The organism is Acidobacterium sp. FHG110202_01 (assembly GCF_059115305.1).
Genome location: NZ_JBZYWJ010000017.1, coordinates 1 through 22,583 on the forward strand (window position 1 = coordinate 1; position 22,583 = coordinate 22,583).

Annotated in this window: 23 protein-coding genes; 11 read left to right on the forward strand and 12 right to left on the reverse strand. The window is 57.5% G+C overall.

The window, feature by feature from the left end; translation table 11 throughout:
* The 3 genes from sigJ to AC5S16_RS22780 form a co-directional block, all read right to left on the reverse strand.
* Positions 1–727: RNA polymerase sigma factor SigJ (gene sigJ, locus AC5S16_RS22770; protein WP_493932421.1), on the reverse strand; the 727-nt coding region annotated here is incomplete at its 3' end.
* Positions 728–730: 3 nt separating this feature from the next.
* The gene (locus AC5S16_RS22775; protein ID WP_493932422.1) at positions 731–1,927 is read right to left on the reverse strand and encodes a phytoene desaturase family protein; all 1,197 of its coding nucleotides are present in this window, start codon (positions 1,925–1,927) and stop codon (positions 731–733) included.
* Between the two features lie 82 nt (positions 1,928–2,009).
* Positions 2,010–3,035, reverse strand: a complete 1,026-nt coding sequence (locus tag AC5S16_RS22780) for a radical SAM protein (protein ID WP_493932423.1) — start codon at positions 3,033–3,035, stop codon at positions 2,010–2,012.
* Positions 3,036–3,525: 490 nt separating this feature from the next.
* Here AC5S16_RS22780 and AC5S16_RS22785 point away from each other — a divergent pair, with 490 nt between their 5' ends.
* Positions 3,526–3,813 carry a type II toxin-antitoxin system RelE/ParE family toxin gene (locus AC5S16_RS22785; RefSeq protein WP_493932424.1) on the forward strand — a complete coding sequence of 96 codons (288 nt, stop codon included), beginning with the start codon at positions 3,526–3,528 and terminating at the stop codon, positions 3,811–3,813.
* Positions 3,810–4,091 carry a helix-turn-helix domain-containing protein gene (locus AC5S16_RS22790; protein ID WP_493932425.1) on the forward strand — a complete coding sequence of 94 codons (282 nt, stop codon included), beginning with the start codon at positions 3,810–3,812 and terminating at the stop codon, positions 4,089–4,091. Before AC5S16_RS22785 ends, AC5S16_RS22790 begins: the two co-directional genes overlap by 4 nt.
* Positions 4,092–4,151: 60 nt before the next feature.
* Here AC5S16_RS22790 and AC5S16_RS22795 read toward each other — a convergent pair whose 3' ends face one another.
* The 3 genes from AC5S16_RS22795 to AC5S16_RS22805 form a co-directional block, all read right to left on the reverse strand.
* On the reverse strand, positions 4,152–5,240 hold the full coding sequence (locus AC5S16_RS22795) for a PDZ domain-containing protein (protein WP_493932426.1): 1,089 nt from the start codon (positions 5,238–5,240) through the stop codon (positions 4,152–4,154).
* Positions 5,241–5,440: 200 nt separating this feature from the next.
* On the reverse strand, positions 5,441–6,418 hold the full coding sequence (locus tag AC5S16_RS22800) for an anti-sigma factor family protein (protein WP_493932427.1): 978 nt from the start codon (positions 6,416–6,418) through the stop codon (positions 5,441–5,443).
* 104 nt (positions 6,419–6,522) lie between these two features.
* Positions 6,523–7,203: an RNA polymerase sigma factor gene (locus AC5S16_RS22805; RefSeq protein ID WP_493932428.1), complete on the reverse strand. Its 681-nt coding sequence runs from the start codon at positions 7,201–7,203 to the stop codon at positions 6,523–6,525.
* A 65-nt stretch (positions 7,204–7,268) separates the two neighbouring features.
* Between AC5S16_RS22805 and AC5S16_RS22810 the strand changes: the two genes are divergently transcribed.
* Entirely contained in the window at positions 7,269–7,889 is a 621-nt protein-coding gene (locus AC5S16_RS22810) for a ribonuclease HI family protein (RefSeq protein WP_493932429.1), read from the forward strand.
* A 93-nt stretch (positions 7,890–7,982) separates the two neighbouring features.
* Positions 7,983–8,522, forward strand: a complete 540-nt coding sequence (locus tag AC5S16_RS22815; RefSeq protein ID WP_493932430.1) for an REP-associated tyrosine transposase — start codon at positions 7,983–7,985, stop codon at positions 8,520–8,522.
* A gap of 15 nt (positions 8,523–8,537) precedes the next feature.
* Here AC5S16_RS22815 and AC5S16_RS22820 read toward each other — a convergent pair whose 3' ends face one another.
* A complete protein-coding gene (locus AC5S16_RS22820) occupies positions 8,538–8,993 on the reverse strand; it encodes a GatB/YqeY domain-containing protein (protein ID WP_493932431.1) in 456 nt (151 codons plus the stop codon).
* Positions 8,994–9,098: 105 nt separating this feature from the next.
* Between AC5S16_RS22820 and AC5S16_RS22825 the strand changes: the two genes are divergently transcribed.
* A complete protein-coding gene (locus AC5S16_RS22825; protein ID WP_493932432.1) occupies positions 9,099–10,313 on the forward strand; it encodes a pyridoxal-phosphate-dependent aminotransferase family protein in 1,215 nt (404 codons plus the stop codon).
* 142 nt (positions 10,314–10,455) lie between these two features.
* Positions 10,456–12,051 carry a phosphoglycerate dehydrogenase gene (serA, locus tag AC5S16_RS22830; protein ID WP_493932433.1) on the forward strand — a complete coding sequence of 532 codons (1,596 nt, stop codon included), beginning with the start codon at positions 10,456–10,458 and terminating at the stop codon, positions 12,049–12,051.
* A 99-nt stretch (positions 12,052–12,150) separates the two neighbouring features.
* Here serA and AC5S16_RS22835 read toward each other — a convergent pair whose 3' ends face one another.
* On the reverse strand, positions 12,151–12,783 hold the full coding sequence (locus tag AC5S16_RS22835; protein WP_493932434.1) for a nuclear transport factor 2 family protein: 633 nt from the start codon (positions 12,781–12,783) through the stop codon (positions 12,151–12,153).
* A gap of 217 nt (positions 12,784–13,000) precedes the next feature.
* Between AC5S16_RS22835 and dnaB the strand changes: the two genes are divergently transcribed.
* From dnaB to AC5S16_RS22850, 3 genes are all read left to right on the forward strand, one after another.
* A complete protein-coding gene (dnaB, locus tag AC5S16_RS22840) occupies positions 13,001–14,401 on the forward strand; it encodes a replicative DNA helicase (protein ID WP_493932435.1) in 1,401 nt (466 codons plus the stop codon).
* 7 nt (positions 14,402–14,408) lie between these two features.
* Positions 14,409–14,630 carry a hypothetical protein gene (locus AC5S16_RS22845; protein WP_493932436.1) on the forward strand — a complete coding sequence of 74 codons (222 nt, stop codon included), beginning with the start codon at positions 14,409–14,411 and terminating at the stop codon, positions 14,628–14,630.
* 248 nt (positions 14,631–14,878) lie between these two features.
* The gene (locus tag AC5S16_RS22850) at positions 14,879–15,214 is read left to right on the forward strand and encodes a hypothetical protein (protein WP_493932437.1); all 336 of its coding nucleotides are present in this window, start codon (positions 14,879–14,881) and stop codon (positions 15,212–15,214) included.
* A 175-nt stretch (positions 15,215–15,389) separates the two neighbouring features.
* Here the strand turns inward: AC5S16_RS22850 and AC5S16_RS22855 are convergent, their stop codons facing one another.
* The 3 genes from AC5S16_RS22855 to AC5S16_RS22865 form a co-directional block, all read right to left on the reverse strand.
* The gene (locus tag AC5S16_RS22855; RefSeq protein WP_493932438.1) at positions 15,390–17,270 is read right to left on the reverse strand and encodes a 30S ribosomal protein S1; all 1,881 of its coding nucleotides are present in this window, start codon (positions 17,268–17,270) and stop codon (positions 15,390–15,392) included.
* A 418-nt stretch (positions 17,271–17,688) separates the two neighbouring features.
* The gene (locus AC5S16_RS22860; RefSeq protein ID WP_493932439.1) at positions 17,689–19,707 is read right to left on the reverse strand and encodes a RecQ family ATP-dependent DNA helicase; all 2,019 of its coding nucleotides are present in this window, start codon (positions 19,705–19,707) and stop codon (positions 17,689–17,691) included.
* A gap of 46 nt (positions 19,708–19,753) precedes the next feature.
* Positions 19,754–19,975, reverse strand: a complete 222-nt coding sequence (locus AC5S16_RS22865) for a hypothetical protein (protein WP_493932440.1) — start codon at positions 19,973–19,975, stop codon at positions 19,754–19,756.
* Positions 19,976–20,047: 72 nt separating this feature from the next.
* On the opposite strand from AC5S16_RS22865, the gene AC5S16_RS22870 reads away from it, so the two are divergent.
* Complete coding sequence (locus AC5S16_RS22870) at positions 20,048–20,620, forward strand: HIT family protein (RefSeq protein ID WP_493932441.1); 573 nt, start codon at positions 20,048–20,050, stop codon at positions 20,618–20,620.
* Between the two features lie 72 nt (positions 20,621–20,692).
* Positions 20,693–20,929 carry a hypothetical protein gene (locus AC5S16_RS22875; RefSeq protein ID WP_493932442.1) on the forward strand — a complete coding sequence of 79 codons (237 nt, stop codon included), beginning with the start codon at positions 20,693–20,695 and terminating at the stop codon, positions 20,927–20,929.
* A 237-nt stretch (positions 20,930–21,166) separates the two neighbouring features.
* Here AC5S16_RS22875 and AC5S16_RS22880 read toward each other — a convergent pair.
* Positions 21,167–22,583, reverse strand: a 1,417-nt coding sequence (locus AC5S16_RS22880) for a DNA recombination protein RmuC (RefSeq protein ID WP_493932443.1), incomplete at its 5' end; no start/stop codon positions are given.

Here is a 22,583-nt window from a genome sequence, read left to right on the forward strand (position 1 = left end):
CATTGACCTCCGCCAGCTTCGCCGAGTAGGCGTAGCCGGCATTCTTCTGCATAACGCCTGCAAAGAAACGTATGACTTTGTCCGCGCCGAAAATGGGGTTCAGTGCGGCTCGTACCTTTCCGCCTCCATCGGAGTAGAGCACAACATCCTGATGCAGCAGATTGGTTAATTGTGCTGGATCGCCGGAGGCGCAGGCATGGATAAATTTTTCCAGCACGCTGCGATGGTGTTCCTTGTCCACAGAAAAGCGCCGCTTTTTCTCCTGGATATGTTTTCTGGCGCGAGTCACCAGTTGGCGGCAATTGGCTTCCGTAGTCTCAAGCAAAGAGGCAAGCTCGAAATACGGCATTTCGAAAATCTCATAGAGCAGAAATGCAACCCGCTCCGAAGGCGAAAGCGATTCAAGCAGGTGCAGAAAGGCAATGGAAAGCGATTCGGCTACTTCGAGCGAGTGCGCCCCCGATGGTTCGACCAGCGGCTCGGGAAGCCATGGGCCCACATATACCTCACGCTTACGCCGTGCCGATTTCAGCGCATCGAGCGAGAGCCTCGCCGTCACGGTAGTAAGAAATGCGCGAGGCGAGCGAATCTCCGAGTCCGCGGCATCGCGCCAGCGGAGATATGTTTCCTGCACAACATCCTCCGCGTCGGCGCGAATGCCCAGCATGCGATAAGCAAGCGAAAAGAGCATCGGTTTCAGCTCCAGAAAAATAGCTTCGCGATTCATAAGCTACGCAACCATTGCCTTGCGCCGTTGTATCACGCCTGCGGCCTTGAGTGCGCTGGCCACGGCAGCATCGGCGAGCATTCCTTCATCGCCGACCCAGTCGCCGGCAACAGTGATGTTCTCATGACCAAGAAAATCCACGTCAGGACGCCCTTTTGGAGCCGGCATCATGGGTGTGACGATGAGGTTCGGGAGAAAACGGATAACCTCAGCTTCACGCTGCCAGTCAGGTGCCACCAGCGAAGCATAGTCTTCAAGCTCTTCGCGGACAGCGCCCGGGTCAGGCTGCGAATCACCCAGATATTTCGCAACATGAGCAAGCGCTCTACCCTCAGGAGCAAGCCGCGCTGACTCTGAGTGCACAGAAAAATACAACGGACGGTCGAGCGTAAAAGCCACATGAGCGGCATTTGACGGAAGTTTTTTGAGGCCGATATCCAATGTAGCCATGCGCAGCGGCTGCTGATCAGGAACAGCAGTGCCGGTCAGTTTCTCCACGCTTGCCGGACCAACCGCAAGCACGATGCCATCAGCCTTCAAGGCATCGAGCGAAGTGACATGCTCGCAGCGAATTTCAACTCCAAGTGATAGGGCGCGGTCGCGTAAGCCGTCGATCAGAGTCTGCCATCCGCCGTCGAGATACCAGACGTTGTGTTTGATCGCCATCGCGATCTGTGCCAGCGCGGCCTTGGCGCTCAGGTGTTCGGGGTTTGGAGAATACGTGGCAATACGAGTGATGGTCGCAGCAAATTCACGCACATGCTCTGAACGGATGTGGCGATCAATCCACTGCCGCATGGTTTCGCCATCTGCAGCATCGTCGCCGGTAAACAGACTGAAGAGGCGTGCCGCCTCCAGCTTTTCCCGAAGACTGAACAGGCGCGTCGTCATCAAACTGCTCACATCACGCGGTGCCGGATACAGCCTGCCTTCGCGCACAAAATAACTGCGCTGGCCTTGTGGGGGGAAATTTCCGGAGAATGGTATGTCCCATTCACGCAACGTACGCATGGCAATGCCGCCGCAGTAGAGCGCATGCGGCCCCAGATTCATGAAATAACCGTGCTGCTCCTGAGTCTGAGCTCGTCCCCCAAAATGTTGGGACTGTTCGAACAGGGTGACTTTATTGCCGTCCCCAGCCAGCGCGTTCGCCGCTGTGAGTCCCGCCAGTCCGCCGCCAATGACTACATAGAAATCCATCTGATTTTCCCTCCGCAGCCAAGACGAGATAGCTCGCGGATTTGTGACAGACGGTAGGCGAGAGCTTTAGCCCTGAGGCAACTCAGAGCTCGATGTTGACGAGACCGGCTGCGCTGCCGGGGGTAGTGCTCGATACCTGCGGAGCGCGCCAGTGATCGATGTACGAGATCTGGTGAACACAGCTGATCGTGCAGTGCGGTGCGCAGGTCTTCTCCGTCAGGAATTCGCGCTTGACGTCGGCCTTCGTGTATTCCGCCAGCGGGACGCCAGGATACCCGCGCTGCTGCGAGCAGTAGTGAACGAGCCCGTCTTCGCAGATATAGAGGTAGCGCGATCCGGCGCGGCAGCGCCAGTCATTGGGCTGGGCGTTGGCAATCGCTTCCTGAAACTTGTTGAACTGCGAGTAGTTCTTCTTCTTCCAGCTGCGCATCTCATTCCACACGGCGCGCTCTTCACCGCCCAGCGGTTTCAGCTGGCCATCGCCGTCATGGATGATGCCGATCGTGGCGGTAAAGCCAAGCTCGAGCGCGCGTCTGCCGATCGTCAGTGCATCCTGAGGGTTCTTGATGCCGCCGCCCACAACTGAGTTGATATTGATGTGAAAATCAGCGTGTTCCGAGAGCCACTGCAGCTTCTTATCAAGGACCTTGAGGCTCTTCTTCGAGATTTCGTCGGGCTGTACATTGTCGATCGAAATCTGCAGGTGGTCGAGCCCCGCCTTGTTCAGGCGCTGGATGCGCTCAGGCACCAGCAGGTAGCCGTTGGTGATCATCCCCGCCAGGCGGCCATGGTGGCGGATGCGGGCGATGATCTGGTCGAGCTCCGGGTGCAGCAGGGGTTCCCCCCCCGAGATGGTGATGATGCTCGTGCCCAGGCGCGCCAGGTGGTCGATGCGGCGCAGCATCTCGGCGATTGGCACCGGCTTCGAAACGTCGTCGTACTCATTGCAATAGGCGCATGCCAGGTTGCACCGGCGCATGGGCACAATCTGCGCCATTACGGGGTGCCGCGTCGAGGCAAGCGCATGCCCCACAAGGGACAGCTCACGCGCCTTGCGGGTGGCCGCTTTAAGACGGTAGCTCAGTTTCTGCTGGCGTGCTGCGGGCATTCTCTTCTTATTGAAACACAGAGAGATAGCGGGATGCGAGGGATTCCCGGGGAGCGGCAGTCTGGAAGGGTCAAACGGGGCTGGATAAGGGCTCAGCGGAATCCGCCATCTGGTTTTCCATGCGACCCCTCCCTCCCCTTGGGGGAGGTGTTAAGTCTTTGAAAAACCATGGCTTCTGTCTTCAATGCGGCAAAGTATTGAAAACAAGCAGATTCCATGTAAAGTCCTGATTCCAGGCAAATAAAAAGCCGCCGGGTTCAGGCGGATTTTTATCTCTTTCATTCTTATTTTCAGGATATCAGGAAGCGAGGAAATATCATGTCATTGATCGTTGTAACAGATGTTTTTGGAAACCAGCAACTTACAGCAAAATGTTACTTTCGGAATTGTTGACAAGACGTATACCCAGTAGCTTCTCTTGCTGATTATATCCATATTGATATAATTCGCAGATAAGTCGATCCGGTTCCTGGGAGACTCACTCGAACGGTTGCGCGAGTTTCCAGTCAATACCCGCCACGACGCGGGATACCAGTTGGAACTGGTGCAGCGTGGCGAACAACCGGACGATTTCAAGCCGATGCCGACTATTGGCAAAGGCGTTGAAGAGTTGCGAATCCGTGACGAGTCAGGCGCATTCCGCGTTATCTATACCGCTCGCCTGCCAGATGCCGTCTATGTGCTGCACGCTTTTCAGAAGAAGACCCAGGCCACGTCCCGGCACGATCTGGAGTTAGCAAAACAACGGTTCAGCCAGCTAGAAGGGAAACGCAAATGAAGAAGCCTGCAAAATATGCCAGCGTTTGGGATGCTATTGCCGATACTCCCGAAGAAGCCGCGAACCTGCGCGCGCGGGCGGAATTCATGCACCAGATTGCAGCCATTGTGAAAAAGAACGGCTGGACACAGGCAGAGGGAGCGCGCCATTGCGGTATCACACAGCCACGCATGAATGATCTGCTGCGGGGGCGTGTCTCTCGTTTCTCGCTGGATGCACTGGTGAACATTGCCACAGCAATCGGCTGTCGTGTACGCGTGAATATCGAAGCAGTGTGAATCCGTGTTCTGAACGAGCAGGGTGGGTGGTTCTTCGTTTGGCTTGAGTGAGACAAAGCCCTAATACATCTGCGGACTGAAATTCTTCTGCAGGTTTTCGAGCTGCTGCTGCATGCTCTTGAGTTTCTGGGTCTCGGCCTCGAAGCTTTTCACAAGAGCATCAGCTCGTTGTGCAAGAGCCGCATCGGTATTTCCGGCAAACCCGCCAAGAATATTTTCTCTGGCTATATTGTTCAATGTGGACGCGATATAGGCTTCCTGTTCCGCTCGTATCTCGGGAAAATCCAGCTCGCCCTTCTTTTTCGGTTCTCCGGCCTGCAGGTTCAGTGTCTGTTCCTTCTTGTTGCGCATGACTGTGAGCTGTACCTGCTTGCCGCGATTGTTGTGCAGCGCCTTGAGCCAGTCGGAGCGCGAGGCCAGACGGTCATTATTCACCTTGGTGATGACGTCGCCTGCCTTCAGCCCCGCAGTGGCTGCCGGGCTGTTCTCGTCGACGCTCTTCACCAGCAGGCCCGCGCCATCGGTCACGCCGAAGTAATTTGCCAGTTGCGTGTTGATCGCGTCCACGTCGGCGCCGATATAGACGCTGTTGGTGCTGAAGACTCCGAAGAATCCATTGCCGAAGCCGCGCGAAGATGACGGAGGAGCGAGGCCGTTCATAATCGGAGCTTCGCTCGGGTCGGGCACAGTAAAGTGCTGCGACCATGCATTCGCTTCAATCTTGGCGCGGTCGGCCAGTTCAACGGAGATATTCTGCTGCTGCCCATCGCGGCTGATAACAAAGTGAACGGTATGTCCGGCGGGAGTCTCACGCAGCATGCGGCGCAGCTGTTCGCTGCCTTCCACGCGCTGGCCGTTCATTTCGAGGATAACGTCATGAATCTTAAGGCCGGCCTTGTTCGCCGGTGCATCATGGTCGACAGTTACAACCTCTGCGCCGTGCACATCTTTCAGCTTCAGGGCGTTGGCGCGATCATTGTCGATATCGTGCATATCGATGCCGAGATACCCCTGCGAACTATGCGACAGATATGCCTGAGCCTCATTGAAAACGGTAACCGGTTGTGCCCAACCCGGTTGATAACCAGCTGCGAGCGTCGCAACTCCAGCAGCAAGAATCGTCCAACCCAGCCTCAAAGTGTGTTTCATGGGTACCGCCTCTGTTTGTACTTTCTACCCTGTGAGACTTTCAGATGTGGAAAACGTTACCACATGAAAGGGAATAGGGGATTAGGGAATTTAGGGAAATAGCAAATTAGGGAAGTAGGGAAATAAGGAGTAGGGAATCGGACCCGCGCCCGCAATGCACTTTTCACATGGAAGACAGTCCTGATTCCCTATTCCCTGACTCACTGTACTTGCGGCAGCTGTTGCAGGACCTGCCGTGAGGCGGTGCGGATCTCCGGGCTGTCGTCCTGCATGGAGACGGTATGCAGAACCTGGCGCACGCTCGAATCGGCCTCAACTGGTTCGATCAGGCTGATGGCCTGGGTGCGAACGCGCGGATCCGAGTCCTTCATCAGGGTTTCGAGCACAGCATCGCGTACGCGCATGTCTTCGGCAACGTAGGGCTGCAGACCTTCGAGGGCCTTGAGACGGACGCTTGCATTCTTGTCATAGCGGAGCGCCACCATCAGCGCATTGCGCACCTGCCCGTCATCGCACTGGCGGCCGGAGCGGCACTCATTGGCCAGCAGATCCACCGAATCATCCCGCACTCCGGGATTGATGTTGTTTTCCGTAGCCAGAAGCAGCAGCTGGCGGATACGCGGGTCGTCGAGCGCGCCCTGAAACGTTTCCGGAACCAGCTTGTTGTAGGTGACCTTCACCAGGTTCGAGCCGGGATCGCGCGCGATGCTGCTGACGTTCGCGATCTGGGCAGGATTGTCTTCGGTAGTGGCCGGCGGCTGCCCGAGATTCAGGACCAGCTTCGACTGCTCCGCTTCATGCGCTCTGAGTCCGGCGCGATAGCCACCGTATCCACCGGCCGAAGCGCCGATCAACAGCAGCAGTGATGCCATCACCGGAGCGGAGCGCAAACGGCCTGCGCCGCGGCTGAAGAACTGAGCGGCGCGTTCTAGCCAGCCGCTGTGCGGCATATTGTCGAGCGCTTCTTCCAGGCGTATGCGGGCACGCGCAAGCAGCCCCGCCGAAGGCTCCTCGACCGGATAGAGCGACATCGCCGCCTGCAGGCCGCGCACAGCTTCCATCTCATGGCGGCAGTCCGCGCACTCCTTCACGTGCTGCTCGAGCTGGTGGCTCAGGTCGTCAGAGAGCTCTCCGTAAGCCGCCAGCGCGATATATTGTTGTGCCAGATCACACTTCATGGCCATTTTCCCTTACCTCACTGTCCTCAAAAGGTGTTGCCTTGTTTCTTTCTCTTGCGCCAGCTCATTGCGATGAATCTTCGCCTGCCGGTCTTTCTGTCGATTCAACGTATCTCTGCCAGATTGGCTCTCAGCTTTTTGGTTGCGCGGAAGAGCGTATTCTTCGCTGTCTCTTCCGTAGTGTTCAGCATTTCTCCTATCGTGCGGAGCTTCAGCCCCTGATAGTGCTTCAGCTCGAAGACCATGCGCTCCCGCGGAGTCAGTTTTTCCAGCGCCGCCAGAATGCGCTGGCCCAGAATCTTGCGGTCGAGCTCGCGATCCGGGTTGGCAATGGAGCGGCTGTCGCTCACATTGCTGAGCAGATCCATCTCTTCGCCCGAGGCATCGATCATCACCGCCGGGTCTTCACGGCGCGATTTGCGGCGGCGCAATTGATCGAGGCACAGGTTCGTGACGATCCGGTAAATCCAGGTATAGAACGAGCACTCGAAGCGGAAGTTGCCGATATAGCGGAAGGCCTTCAGAAAGGCCTCCTGATGGATGTCCTGAGCATCCTGCTCGGAGCCGGTCAGGTGGAGAGCCAGCCGCAGCACCGCCTGGTCATATTGACGCACCAGGATGTCAAAGGCTGCGCGCGAGCCTTGCTGGGCTTCGCGAATCAGCTCGGCTTCGGTGGTTCGGTCACGTACTTCTGTGGGCATCCGTTGCGAGGATTGTACCGCCCTGCCGGACGGATGTGCTGTGGCAGCCAGGGGAACGGGGACTCGAAGTGCGTCTGCAGCCATGCTTTCTACTCCAGGAAACTGTGGGTGCAAAATGCACTCTGTAAGACGAATTTCGCGGGTGGAAGGTGAGCGGCGTCTGTGACTTTCGCGTCTGTGGGCTCAACAGCATTTACACTCGCCTCATGATGAGTGAACAGAAGGCAAAATCGGCCTGGATTACCGCTTATTGCGACGGGGGTTCGCGCGGCAACCCAGGCCCAGCAGGTTATGGTGTCTACGTGGAAGACGGACAAGGGCAGAAATTGGCCGAATTAAGCGAATATTTAGGCAAGAAAACGAATAATTTCGCCGAATATTCCGGGCTCCTCGCTGCTCTTGACTATGCCATCGAGCACGGTCACAGCCACCTGAAGGTAGTCGCCGACTCCGAGCTGATGGTGAAGCAGGTCAAGGGCCAGTATCGCGTGAACAGCCCCGATCTCCGTCCTTTATATGAGGAGGCGAAGCGACGCATCGGACGGTTGGAAGGCTTTGTGATTGAGCATGTCCTCCGCGGAAAAAACCAGAACGCCGATCGGCTGGCAAATCAGGCTATGGATAAAGGAATGGGACGGCCTGTTTCTCCTGCCAGTACACCCAGCCAGAAACAACAGACCCTGCGCGGGTTTGTGAAAGGCGGAGTGGTGCATTTGCTCGAAGGTGAATTGCCCGATGGGGTGTTTGTGAAAGTGGTGAGGGAAGGCTAGTTACTTCCGATTGAAGCGAGGATGCGGGTGCCCCAGGTTCCCCTGAGCAGCGTCGAAGGGTAACCTGGGGTGGTTTGCTTATACTCCCCAATCATGCCCTGGGGATTAAAACGATACCAGCAGGCCCGCGACCTGCATTTCATTACATTCAGTTGTTATCAGCGAAAGCCGTATCTAGGCTCACCTGGAGCGCGCGATCTCTTCGAAAAGGTGTTAGAAGATTTTCGGCAGAAGCATGAATTTTGTGTGGTTGGCTATGTAGTTATGCCGGAACATGTCCATCTATTGATCAGTGAACCGCCAGGTATGTTGCTGGCTGCGTCGTTGCACTCCATCAAGCTGTCTGTAGCGAAACAATCGGAGCCGCGGCCTTTTTGGCAGGGACGCTATTACGATTTCAACGTTTATTCGGAGCGAAAGCGCATCGAGAAGTTGAAATACATGCACCGCAATCCGGTGAAGCGTGGTCTGGTCGATAAGCCCGAAGACTGGCGCTGGTCGAGTTTCCGGCATTATCTGTTGGGTGAGGTCGGACGCGTTGAGATTGAGTCGTGGTGGACAGCGGCTCGGCGGGAGAAGCAGACCGCCCAAACTACCCCAGGTTACCCTTCGACATTGCTCAGGGGAACCTGAGGCACCCGCTTTGTACTAGCTCCCAGCAAGCCGAGCTTTCACAATCTCACTCACCTGCCGGCCATCAGCGCGTAACCCCGATGCCTGGATCTTCGCCTGCACAGCTTTCATGGCCGCGCCCATGTCCTTAGGGCCAAGTGTTTGTCCGGCGAGTGCTTCTTCGACCAGTTTCTTAATGTCTTCTTCGCTCGCAGACTTCGGCAGATAGCCTTCGATCAGCACAATCTCGGCCTGTTCCTTGGCCGCAAGCTCGGGCCGGTTGCCCTTGGTGAACTGCTCCACCGACTCGCGCCGCTGCTTGATGAGCGTAGTCAATATCTGCTGGGCTTCCGCATCGGTAAGAGGAGCGCGCTTGTCGATTTCCTTGTTCTTGAATGCGGTCTTGACCATGCGCAGCGTGGAAAGCCGCTCAGCTTCGCGCGCCTTCATGGCGGCGACAATGTCTTTTTCAATCTGCTCAGTGAGGGACATGTATCTCTTACTCCGAAATGTGGCCTGTATGCGGCCCAAACCTTTCATTATAGAGAGAAGCGCGCCGCGAATCCTCTCGCTACAATGAAGATGAGGATTCCGACAATGATTCGCAAAACGCGCCTGTTTACGCCCGGTCCCACGCCCCTGCTTCCCGCCGCGCAGTTCGCCATGGCCGCAGCCGATATTCATCACCGCACTCCGGAGTTCCGCGCGCTCTATCAGCGTGTACTCGAACAGCTCAAGACCTTTGTCGGCACAAAAAACGATGTCTTGTTGCTGGCTTCCTCCGGAACCGGAGCCATGGAGGCCTCAGTCTCGAACCTGACTTCGCCCGGTGACCGCGTGCTCGTGCTCTCAGCCGGCAAGTTCGGCGAGCGCTGGGAAGCGCTGACCAAGGCCTTCGGCTGCGCAGTCGATGTAGTCAAGGTTCCCTATGGACAGACCTTTTCGCTCGACGAAGTCAAGAAGGCGCTGAAGATCGAGACGCGCGCCGTCTACATGCAGGCGACGGAATCTTCCACCGGTGTTCGTCACGATGTCAAAGGTGTGGCCGATCTGCTCAAGTCGGCAAAGAGCGAGGCGCTGCTGGTGGTAGACGCCATCACCGGCCTCGGTACTACGCACTTTGATGTCGATGCCTGGGGTGTCGATGTGATGATCGGCGGATCGCAGAAGGCGGTCATGATCCCGCCCGGCCTCGCCTACCTGAGCGTGAGCCAGAAGGCATGGGACGCGATGGAGATTTCGCTCAATCCGCGTTACTACTTCGATCTGCGCAAGGAGCGCAAGAACGCGCAGAAAGGCGAGTCGGCCTACACTCCCGCAGTCGCGCTGATTGCCGCACTCGGCGCAGCTCTCGATTACATTGCTGCGCAAGGCGGTGGCGATCTCGCCGCGGGACGCAAGGCTCTTGTCGATAACGCGGAAACCTGCGCCGCTATGACCCGCGCAGCCGTCGAAGCGCTGGGGCTGAAGCTGTTCGCACCTGACGCACCCGCCGCTGCCGCGACTGCCGTGCTGCCTCCTGCCGGCGTAGATTCCGGCGTAGTAGTAAAAGATCTGAAGAGCCGCTTCGCCGCCGTCATCACCAACGGACAGGGCGAGATGAAGGGCCAGATTTTCCGCGTCGCTCACATCGGATTCTTCGATTACATGGACACGATCGCGATTGTCGGAGCCCTCGAACAGGTGGCCGCATCCGCGCTCAAGCTGCCCGGGTTTGAGTTCGGAAAAGCTCTCGCTGCCGCGCAGAAGGTCTACGCGGAGCGCACAGCAAAGAAATCTGAGCCTGCGCTGGAAGAGGTCGGCGCGCGCTAGCCCTCCCAATGCTGTCATCCTGAGCGCAGTGAAGGATCTGTTGTTCTCTTTGCATCTTCACAGATGTGAAAGAAGGGTACAGATCCCTCGTCCAGGATGACAGCCTGGTTGAAATTCGTACGAAAAACATTTCAGGAGCAAGATGAAGATCGTTCTCGCCGAAAAGGTTTCTCCCGCTACGCTGGCCGTCTTCAAGTCCGAGCCCGACTGGCAGATTCTCACCCACGATCAAATCACTGACCTGCCCGCATCGCTTGCCGATGCCGACGGCCTGGTCGTCCGCTCAGCCGTGCAGGTAGATGACAAGCTGCTTTCCGCCGCTCCAAAGCTGCGCGTCATTGGACGCGCCGGCGTAGGCGTGGACAACATCGACGCCGATGCGGCCACGCGGCGCGGCATCGTGGTGATGAACACTCCCGGAGCCAATGCTGTCGCGGTCGCCGAGCTGACCATCGGCTTGATGCTCGGCCTTGCGCGCATGGTTCCTAAAGCAAACGCCACCATGCACGCCGGCAAGTGGGAGAAGAAATCTCTTCAAGGCGTGGAGCTGCGCAACAAGAAGCTCGGCATTCTCGGCCTGGGCCGCATCGGCCTCGAAGTAGCCCGCCGCGCGCGCAGCTTTGGCATGGAGCTTATCGGACATGATCCGTTTGTATCAGCAGCCGTAGCACGAGAGAACGCAATCAAGCTGGTCTCGCTCGAAGAGCTGTTCAAAGACGCAGACTACCTGACGCTACACGTCGGCCTCACGCCGCAGACCACGGGCATCATCAATGCTCAGACCATCGCGACCATGAAGAAAGGCGTGCGCATCATCAACTGCGCTCGCGGCGAACTGATCGTGGAAGAAGCTCTGGCCGAAGCCCTCAAGAGCGGCCAGGTTGCCGGAGCGGGCCTCGACGTCTTCCATCAGGAACCGCCAAAGAACTCGCCGTTCTTCGAACTGGAGAATGTCATCCTCACGCCGCACATCGCCGGATCAACCGCCGAAGCGCAGGAAGCCGTCGGCGTGCAGATTGCCCTGCAAGTGCGCGAGTATCTGAAGCTGGGCGTGGTACAGAATGCCGTAAACCTGCCCTCGCTCTCGCACGAGGAGTACCTCGAAGTCGCGCCATACATCGAGATGGCTGGACGCCTGGGCACATTCCTCGCGCAGTTCCCCGAAGGCGGCATCGAGAGCATCCAGATTTCCTACAGCGGCCGCATTACCGAGGGCAAGACCGAGCTCATCCGCAACACCGCCATTGCCGGAGTGTTGGGCCATTCCGAAAATGTGAACCGCATCAACGCTGCCGCCGTTGCCCAGGAGCGCGGCATCCGCATCCATGAGGAGAAGACGGAAGCAGCCGCAGGCGGCGCGGGCAGCGTGCTGAAGCTCACGCTGCATACGCCTTCCTCCGATGTGACCGCGACTGCGACCGTGCTGCACGGAAGCTCGGCGCGTCTGCTGAGCCTCGACGGCATTGATATTGAAGCTCCCCTCCAGGGCAACCTGCTCACGATCCACAACCGCGACGTCCCCGGCGTCATCGGGCGCGTGGGTACAATCCTCGGCGACCACAAGGTCAATATCGCAAACTTTGCTTTAGGAAGATCCGACCGCAGCGGACGCATCCCCCAGGGAAATGCCCTGGCCGTTGTCCAGATCGACGGCAGCGTAACCCCCGCCGTGCTCGACGCTCTGCGCAGCGTAGACGCAATCCTGCAAGTGCACTTATCAAATCTTGATGGGAACTAGTAGTCCAGATTTATACATGGGTGCCCCAGGTTCGCGGAGCTAACCTGGGAGTTTTGCAGGATCCCGGAAATCCCACTCAAGCCATCGTTTGAATGGGATTTACTGCGGCTGTTGTTGCTGCTGTTGATTTGTCTGCGTGTCCGGCTGTGCCGGTTGTTGTTGCTGCTGCGTAGACTCCGCGCCTTTATGAATAAACGGAACATGGAAGGGCAGCTCAGCGTTGCTTTTCTTGGTCACCTTCTGCTTGCCCGGAGTTTCTTCTGCCACGACGGTCCGCTGCGCATTGATGCAGAGCCAGTTGGAGCGCACACGCTGGAAGACATGAGTAAAGATGCCGCGCTCTTCCACCGCGGCGGTCGAATCTTTGCGGCGAAGAATGTAAGTCCCGTTCACGACAGCAATATCGCCCAGCATGCGCACGCTGACGACGCGCTGTTCCATGGTGAGCGGATCCGTCCCTCTCTGAAATAGCGCCGAGATCTGCTGATTACGCGTGGTAACCTCGCCCGACGAAGAGATACCGACATAGAGCGGAGAAAGCAGCAGTTCCAGCCCATATTGGTCGCGCTTCACAACAGCGTCGCTCCATTTGTCTTCAAGCTGCTGCATCTCTTTCATCTCCGCGCTTTGTGCAGGAGTGGCAGTGGCCTGGGTGACAGTGGCAGATTGGGCATGGAGCAAAGGCGAGCAGGCGCAGAAGGCAGCAACCAGCAGCGGAAAACGGGTAAACATCTGTTTCATATATATCTTTAAAGGCAATTTTTATGATATCGCCTTCTGTGGGTTAGACGAAATGGACATCTGAACTGAAAGCCGGGCTCTGGCGGGCTTAGCGTCTTGGCGGTTGATTTTCGCGGGATATCTCTTCGACGATGAGCCAGACTTACACATAACGGACAAGTTACACACAAGACCTGAAGCATCCTCAACTGGCCTAAACTAACATTTCATGGTCACCACTCCCGACATTGAATTCGAGCGGGGACTGCCTGCGAGTATCGACGCTGAGCGCTCGATCCTGGGCGCCGTCCTGCTCGACAATCACGCCTATAACGAGGCCGCGGAAAAGCTGCATGCAGACGATTTCGCCCTCGATTCGCATCGCCGCATCTTCAGCCGCATGGCGGAACTCATCGATGCTGGCCGCGCCGTCGATATCGTCACCCTCTCGGAAGAGCTGGCCAAGCGCAAGGAAGTCGAGGCCATTGGCGGTGTCGCTTACCTCGCCTCACTGACGGAAGGTTTGCCGCGCCGGCCTTCGATAGAAGAATACGTCCGCATCGTCAAGGACAAGTCGCTCTTAAGGCAGCTCATCAACATCTGCTCGACCGCAATCACACGCGCTGCTGACCAGAGCGAAGAAGCGCTCGAAGTCCTGAATGCAGCCGAGAGCGGATTGCTCGAAGTCACGGAGCGCGGCATCACGCGCGGTTTTGCCGCTATTCCGGAGATTGTCCGCGACTCCTTCGGAACCATTGACAACCTATATAAGGAAGGCCGCGAGGTCACAGGCCTCGCCACGCACTTCAACGACTTCGACCGCATGACCAGCGGCCTGCAGCACTCCGAGCTGATCATCATCGCCGCGCGTCCTTCGATGGGCAAGACAGCATGGGCCATCAACATTGCGCAAAACGCAGCAGTAAATGGCGGAAAGACGGTCGCCATCTTTTCGCTTGAAATGTCAAAGGAATCGCTGCTGCGCCGCATGCTCGCCTCGCAGGCGCTGGTCGATTCGCAGAAAATCCAGAAGGGTTTCCTGCTGCGCGAAGACCAGCAGAAGCTGACGCATGCGCTCGAACAGCTGGCCGAGTCGAAGCTGTTTATCGATGACACGCCGGGTATCTCGCTCACGGAAATGCGCGCGAAAGCGCGGCGCCTGCGGCAGATGCAGGGATCACTCGACCTGATTGTCGTCGATTATCTGCAGCTGATGACAGCCAGCGTTGCTGGCCCGGGAGCCAAGCGGTATGAGAACCGCACACAGGAAGTCTCAGCGATCTCGCGCGGCCTGAAAGCGCTCGCAAAGGAACTACAGGTTCCAGTGATTGCGCTCTCGCAGCTGAGCCGCGCCTCTGAGCAGCGTGGCGGCGACAAAAAACCAATGCTGTCCGACCTGCGCGAATCGGGATCGATCGAGCAGGATGCGGACGTGGTCGCCTTCATTCACCGCGAGGCCTACTACAACCGCGATGAGAACGGCCAGCCCGATCCCGAAAGCGAGGGTAAGGCTGAGATCATTATTGCCAAGCAGCGCAACGGCCCGACCGGATCAGTACACCTCGCCTATCTCTCCAAGTGCACGCGCTTTGAAAATCTTGCCTTTGGCGGCGACGGCGGAGAGTATTGATACCGTCATGAATTTTTTCAGCGGCGGGATCATCGGATTCTTCTTCGGCTTTGGTTTCGGAGTGGGGTGCGCGTTAGCCGTAATGTATTCGATCTATACAGGCGGCTACCGCAAGGCGATCGAGGACTCTCTGCGCGAAGAAAAACCGGAGAAGTACCGCCACTGGCTTGCGAAAGTGCAGGCGAAGCTCGCGAAAGACCACATGGGTGCCCCAGGTTCGCGAAGCTAACCCGGGAGTTTGCAAGGCTTCACAGTGCCTCATCGCTCTGCAAAACAAAAATCGAGTAGGACAACCTTCGTTACTCCCTCCCACTTGATTTCCTCTTCAAACCTGTGGGAAGATCACGCACCGCAGAAATCTGGCGGTTATAAGATTTCATAATCCGTTTATGCGGGTTGTGTTTATTAACAGGCAGTATCCTCCTTTCGCAGCATCCAATAATAAAACGGTGCGCGAAATCGAAACACTCCGGAGAGATGAATGGCGCTTCCCATCCCCTGCCATTCTCCACTCCGCAAGCCTCGATGATGAAGGAGACACGCATGCAGGTCTTTTGCCTCGCAACTTCTGAACGTGCCGACGTCAAATGCAGCATCTGCGGACAGAGCTATGCGCTTTATTTTGAGCGCAAGTCGTTCGAAGAACGGCGCGCGGCGATCGAAAGAGTCACGGAAGCGCTGGAGCGCCATCACCAGGAAGGGGTGGAAGCAACGGTGCATCCGCAGAAAGCCTTCACCGTGCCCGAATGGAACGGCCTCGCGCACATGTCCGGTGCGGCAATTCTTGGCGGCGCGCCCCCCTGGGCAGCATAAATTCAATCCGTCATTCTGAGCCAAAGGCGAAGAATCCAGACGAAGATGGTTCTTCCACAACCCTGTCTTATTTCTGGCCCGAAAAAGGTCGTGCTCTTGAATTCCAGATAGCCGCTGGAATGAAAACAAAAAACGCCATCCGAATGGATGGCGTTTCTCTAGCGTTAAAGACCGCTTACTGTTCGCGCTTCCAGTTCACCAGGTCACCCAGCGTCGTGGTTGAGCTCGAGACGGGCTGCTTGTAAGCTTCCACATCGGCGCGGCTGGCTTCTTCGCCTACAGCGCGCAGGCTCAGGCCGACCTTCTTCTCATCCGGATTCATCTTGATGATCTTGAAGTCGTGCTCCTGGCCAACGTCGAGCTTCACCGGAACGCCATGCGTGTCCGTTGCTTCGGAGACGTGGCAGAGGCCCTCGACTCCTTCCGCAATCTCGACGAAGGCGCCGAACTGTGCCGTCCGCAGGACCTTGCCGTGGACAACATCGCCAACGCGGTGCTGCGCAAAGAAGGTCTCCCATACATCGGGCTGCAGCTGTTTGATGCCGAGCGAGAGACGGCGGTTTTCCGGCTCCACGCCCAGGACCACGGCGCGCACTTTCTCGCCCTTCTTCAGGACTTCCGAAGGATGCTTCACGCGCTTCGTCCAGCTCAGGTTCGAGACGTGAACGAGGCCGTCAATGCCGTCCTCAATCTCAATGAAGGCGCCGAAGTCAGTCAGGTTGCGGACGCGGCCTTCAACCGTAGTTCCTGCCGGATAACGCTCAACCAGGTGCTCCCACGGATTCTCGAGAAGCTGCTTCATGCCCAGCGAGATGCGGCGGTCGTTCGGATTCACAGCAAGGATGACAGTCTCGACTTCATCGCCCGGCTTGACGATCTTCGACGGATGTTTCATCCGCTTCGACCAGGTCATCTCCGAGACGTGTACGAGGCCTTCGATGCCCTGTTCCAGCTCAACGAAGGCGCCGTAGTCGGTCACGCTCAGCACGCGGCCGCGAACGCGGGCGCCGATCGGATAGCGCTCGACGGCGTCGAGCCATGGGTCGGGCGTGAGCTGCTTGAACCCAAGCGAAACGCGCTGCTTGTCTTTGTCGAACTTGAGGACCTTGACCTGAATTTCATCGCCGACGTTGACCAGGTCGCGCGGATGCGTCAGGCGTCCCCATGACATATCGGTAATGTGCAGCAGCCCATCGATACCGCCGAGATCGACGAATGCGCCGTAATCGGTCAGGTTCTTTACCGTTCCGGTAAGGACGCTGCCTTCCTCGAGATGCTCCAGGGTCTCCGAACGCTTGGCCGTCTGCTCTTCTTCGAGAATCTCCTTGCGGGAGACAACCACATTGCCGCGCTTCTTGTTCAGCTTGATTACGCGGACTTCAATCGGCTGGCCGATGTATGCGTCCAGATTGCGCACCGGGCGAACTTCCACCTGCGAGCCCGGCAAAAATGCCTTGATGCCGATATCGACCGTCAGGCCACCCTTCACGCGTCCCAGAACCGTGCCGGTGAGATTGGTCTTCTCATTGGCGGCCTTCTCGATTGTGTCCCACACGCGATGCCGCTGGGCCTTCTCGTAGCTCAACAGGTAGCCGCCTTCGGCTTCCTCGCGCTCGATCACGACTTCGACGGCTTCTCCCGGCTGGAGCTTCGGCTGACCGTTATGGTCAACGACTTGCTCGATCGGAATCAGGCCTTCGGACTTCATTCCGACATCGACGACAACATGCTTATCGGTCAGCTTGATGACTGTGCCCGACACGATGTGCTGGTCGTCAAACGCCTGCGCCGCTGCTTCGGCGGCCTGCTCGCGGTCAAAGGACTCGAGCACCGCGGCAAAGTCTTCCATGCTGTTCAGATCCGGTTCTTCTTCAGTCTGGACGGCTACGGAATGCTCTGTTTCGGCGATGGCGTGTTCTGCGGAAGAGGCTTCCGGGTTGTGGGTGGTTTCAATGGACGGCTCGGCGTGCTCCGTCGCTGCTTCGAGCGTAGGGGTTTCAAGTTCGGTGTTCAGAGGGGTGCTCTCGGTTTGTTCAGAATTTAGGACGTCTGCCATAACAGCCAGCTCAAATGGGATTCAGGGTCGGCGGCCCCGGCCATCCGCCCTGCAAGGCTCTCTACCTGCAGATTTCTTCGTGTACCTGTTTAGATTCAAAATGGTTCGACGAAGATTCGGGAATCGTCGCTCTTAGCGCGCATGCCGCGCCGGAAGATCTCAGAGGGAGACAGGGCTTTGGAGTCAGTCTCCAGTTGGGAACATCCGCCAGGCAGGAACCATGCAGGAGCGGCGATTTACAGGCCCATGCTTGAATCCCGCGCACATGTAGCCCGATAAGAAAATGATAGAACTCTCGACAAGCAGTGTCAATTGAACCGCCCTTAGATTCATGGATTTGCAATATGGGTGGTCTAAGGACTCGATATGAAGTATGAATCTCCGGCGAAAGATGCACACAGAGCAGTGCAAAGCGCCGTCATAGCTCAGAACAGATACCACATACGGTCGCTCCGAACTTGGCGATCTTTGCCGGCCCCATGCCATCGACAGACAGGAGTTCCTCCTCAGTGCGCGGACGCGCTGCTGCAATGGCGCGCAGCGTGCGATCCGTGAAGACGCAGAATGCCGGCTGTCCCAGCTTGCCCGCCTCTTCGCGCCGCCATGCTCGCAATTTTTCTGCCAGGGCCTCGGCTTCGGGCGAGAGTACAGCCTCCGGCTTCGGCTCCTTGCGCTTCTTTTCCCGCTTGACGGGCTGGTCGGCAATGTCACCCGAGCTGTCGCGCATAAGAATGACAACCGGATCATCGTCTTCCAGTTCCTCGCCATCGCGCGTGAGGCTGGCTTTCCGATAAGCAATGTTGCGGCCATCTTTCTCAAAGCCTGCATCTTCAATTGCAAGCAATCCAGCGCCGCTGACGGCTCCCAGAAGCTCCTCGAAGTGGTCGCGGGAAAAACCATTGCCGCCGCATAATTCCTGGTGCAGCTTGCCCGTGGATTTTGCCCCCGATTGCCGCAGAGCGCGCAGCACAGCAAACATCAGCTCTCGTTCTTCAGCATTCAGCGAACGGAAACGCTGGGCAATAGCGCGCTGCGGCGAGCATATGTCGCACTGCCCGCAGGCGCGGCGCCCATCGTCCTCGTCTCCAAAGTGACGCACCAGCTGGGCCATGCGGCACTGATACGACTCGGCGAAGCGCATCATGCGGTCAAGCTGTGCCATCCGCTGGTTTGCCTGCGAAAGATACGGCTGGCGCCAGCGGCCATCTCCGCGCGTTACATTGCCCTCAAAATCCACCATCGCCCCGCCATGCGTCATCAGCTTGTCGAGCGCGGTTAAAAAAATTTCGCCATCCAGTTTTTCCCTGAGCATTTCCGCGAGCTCATCTTTGTGCCGTGGCTTCGCTTCAAGCCGGCGAAAGATGAGATCAAGTTCCTCAACGGGAGGGTAGTCGCGCTCGTAGAAAAAATCATGCGTGCGCCGGTCCGCATACGAGTGCATCAGGATCGTCCGGCTGGGCTTGCCGTCGCGGCCTGCGCGGCCAATCTCCTGATAATAGGCCTCAAGGCTCGCCGGCATCGCCGTATGGATAACCGTCCGCACGTCGGGCTTATCGATGCCCATGCCAAACGCAATCGTAGCGACCACAGATTCCAGTTTCCCCGCCAGAAATTCGCGCTGCACGCGCTCGCGGTGCTCCGGATCAAGTCCGGCATGGTACGCCGCGGTGGGGAAATTCAGAGCAAGCTCCTGCGCCAGTAGTTCGGCATCTTTGCGCGTCGGCGCGTAGACAATGGCAGGTCGCCGCTCATCCGGCTTGAGCAGGTTCAACGTCTGTTGCGTACGCCTCGGCTTCGAAATTTCGACAACCTCAATGGCAAGATTGTTACGGCGGAATCCATGAATAAAGCGTGCGGGCTGATCAAGCCGCAGCTGCGAAATGATATCGTCCTGCACCACCGGAGTCGCCGTGGCCGTCAGCGCCATCACCGGAGCAGGGCGCAGCGCAGGCAGATAGCCGCCAAGCAGGCGGTAGTCAGGCCGAAAGTCATGCCCCCACTGCGAAATGCAGTGCGCCTCGTCTATCGCAATCAGAGCTGGCTTGCGCTTTGCCAGCATCTCCGGAAATCCGGGCACGCGCAAACGTTCCGGAGCGATGAAGAGAAAATCGAGCGCGCCGCCAAGGTAGCGGCGGCAGGCCTCCCGCGATGTTTCTCGGTCGAGTCCCGAATGAATGCGAGCAGCTCTCAGCCCCAGAGCGCTTAATTTTGTCGATTGGTCTTCCATCAGCGCAATCAGTGGACTGATGACCAGCGCTGTTCCTCCGCGCGCGATGGCGGGAAGCTGATAGCAAAGCGATTTTCCCGCTCCCGTAGGCATCACCAGCAACACGTCGCGGCCATCGACCGCCGCCTGGCACACTGCCTCCTGGTTCGCGCGAAATGCAGGAAAGCCGAAGGTGCGCTGCAGCAGTTCGACAAGTTGCACCTGAGGCATATTAAAAAACTAAACGAAAATGATTCTCAAAAATGGCAGAGGAAAATTATTTTCCCATGCGCGCTTCAAGATGGGAGACGCGATCGGTGAGTTCAATGACCTTGCCAGTCAGCATATCGATGCGTCCGCTCAAATCGCTGCGCAGAGATTCAATGCGTCCGCCAAGATCGCCGCGGATGCTGTTCGCCTCTGAGCGGTTCAGCAGAATCCCGATGAGAACCGCAATCGTAGGGAACCCGGCAGCGAAAAATAGTTGTAAATTGGTCATGCCTGCGTCCGCACTCTCTGTGTCTGCCTAGAGTATACGATTTTACTGCGGCACACCCTATACTCAATGCCTATGGACCGTCTCTGGACCCCATGGCGCTACACTTATGTCACTACCACCGATACGGCAAAACGCCAGGGCGTGCCCGACGAGCTCGCAGCCTGGCCCGGCGATACGGGCTGCGTCTTCTGCAACATGCTTGAGTCGGTGAAATACGCCGAGGCCAACGGCATGCCGCGCGAACAGGCAGAGAAAGCTGCACTGATCGTCCATCGCGGCGAGAAAACATTCGTCTGTCTCAACCGCTTTCCCTACACCTCCGGTCATGTCATGATTCTCCCCTATGCGCATGAAAGTTCGCTGGCAGCCCTGCCCGCCGATGCCGCCCACGAATTGATAGACACGGCGCAGAATCTCGAAAAAATTCTCGGCAATGTCTACAGCCCCGGAGGAATCAATATAGGCCTCAATCTTGGCAAGGCCGCCGGAGCAGGGGTCGCAGGACACCTCCACCTCCATGTCCTCCCGCGCTGGATCGGCGACACCAACTTCATGACAGTAGTAGGAGAAACGCGGGTCCTGCCCGAAGATCTTGAAACTACATGGCAGCGCATCCGCGACGGATTTGCAAAGTCAGGGAAATAGAGAAGCGCGGGCTTCATCCGCAACCCAAAGGGCATCTCAATTTTAAGAAGAGATTTTCCGGAGAGATGCCGCATGAAGAAACACAAAAAATCCGAGCCGCACAACCGGGAAGAGCATGTTGCCCTGAAGCACAAGCCGCCAACCGGGGTGCAACCGGCCCCGGAGAACGCCCACATGTCTGGACATAGCCACTCCATGCAACGCCGCCTGCTGCGTTTGAACAGCGAAGGCAAACAGGCAGAGCGGCATCCGGACCTGCCTGCAGGACTGCACTCGACGGGCTCATTTACGGACGCGAACGAGAAATAAAGCCGGGCCGGGTAGCCCATTCAAGCCCACCTTGAGCAAAGTCGAAGGGGTGGCTTGAGTGGGGTAGTTTGCTGGCTGACGAAGATGAATTGTCATCCCGACCGGAGTGCGAAGCACGCAGCGGAGGGACCTGCAGTTCTTCGCATCGATAGCCACGAAAAAGGACAAGGAGAACCACCAATACCGGATGCACAGAAGATGCTGACGACGATGTAGATGTCGATACACCCTGAGGAATCAACGCGCCTCGGGAAAAAGATTGTCTCCCGGTTCCTCCTGTTTTTCCTCCGTCTTCCAGTCCTCCGCGGTCAGGTCGCGCGTGACGGATTCAAGCAGGCCAATCTCCGGCAGTTCATCCTGCCCGATCTGCAGCTCATGCAGTTTGCGCGCATAGGTAAAAACGCTGCCTCTGCCTTCCACGCAGCCGATGAGGCTGTTGTAATGCTTTACTGCGCTGCTGAGGGCCGATCCCATTTTTGCGAAGTAATCCTGTGCCGTGGCCAGCTTGTTGTATAGATTTTCGCCGACCTTTTGAATAGCCTGTGCATTCTTTGTGACCTCCATCTGCTGCCAGCCATAGGCCACCGCTTTAAGAAGCGCGATCAGTGTCGTCGGTGTAGCCAGAATCACATTCGAATTGCTGCCAAACTCAATCAAGCCGGGGTCCTGCTCCAGAGCGGCGCTGAAGAACACCTCGCTCGACAGGAAGCACACAACAAAATCAGGGCTGTCTTTGAACTGCTTCCAGTAGGACTTGGCCGAAAGCTGGCTCAGGTGCTCCTTTACCCGCGCAGCATGAGCCGCGAGCTTCAGCTCCCGCGTCGTCTCGTCCTGCGTGCTCATCGCATCCAGAAAAGCATCAAACGGCGTCTTTACATCGATCACAATCGTGCGGTCATTGGGCAGGTGAATCACGCAATCTGGCCGGACGGAGTTCTCATCACCGCGCACAAAGACTTCCGTATCGAATGAAGCATGCTCCACCATCCCCGCGAATTCGATGCAGCGCTTCAACTGCAGTTCGCCCCAGTTGCCGCGAACCTTCGGAGCGCGCAGCGCCGACACCAGCTGCGAAGTCTCCCGCTTGAGATCAGCATGAGAGGTCTGCATACTTTCGACTAATTGCCTCAGCGATTGATACGCGCCTTCGCGCTTTACCTCAAGCTGCTGGGTGCCCGCTTCAAGCTTCTGCAGAGTTTCACGGACCGGCTTCAGCAGCTCGGCAATCGCCTGTTCTTTTCCTGTAAGCGAATGTTCCGCCGTCTGCTGCTGCCTGCTCAACTCCTGCCGTGCCAGCTGCAGAAACGCCTGGCTGTTTTCATTCAGAACACGCGAAGCCGCGCTGCGGAAACTCTCCTCCAGCACAGCGCGAGCCTGCTTCAGTGATTCCTGTTCCGCTGTCAGGCGTTCTTCCAGGCGCGCTTTTTCCACACCCAGGGATTCGGCCCTCTGAGCAGCCTCGCGCAGTTGATTCTCGCGTTCGGCCAGCTGGGTCGAAAGGGATGCCGCTATTGCCGACCTCGCATCAAGCTCCGAGCGCGAGCTGAGGCTGCGAATCCAATATCCAATCGCGATTCCCACAAGGACAGCGACAACACCCGTTACTGCAAGAGAGAGCATAGCGAATATACTCGCACGGACTGCGCATCCGGCG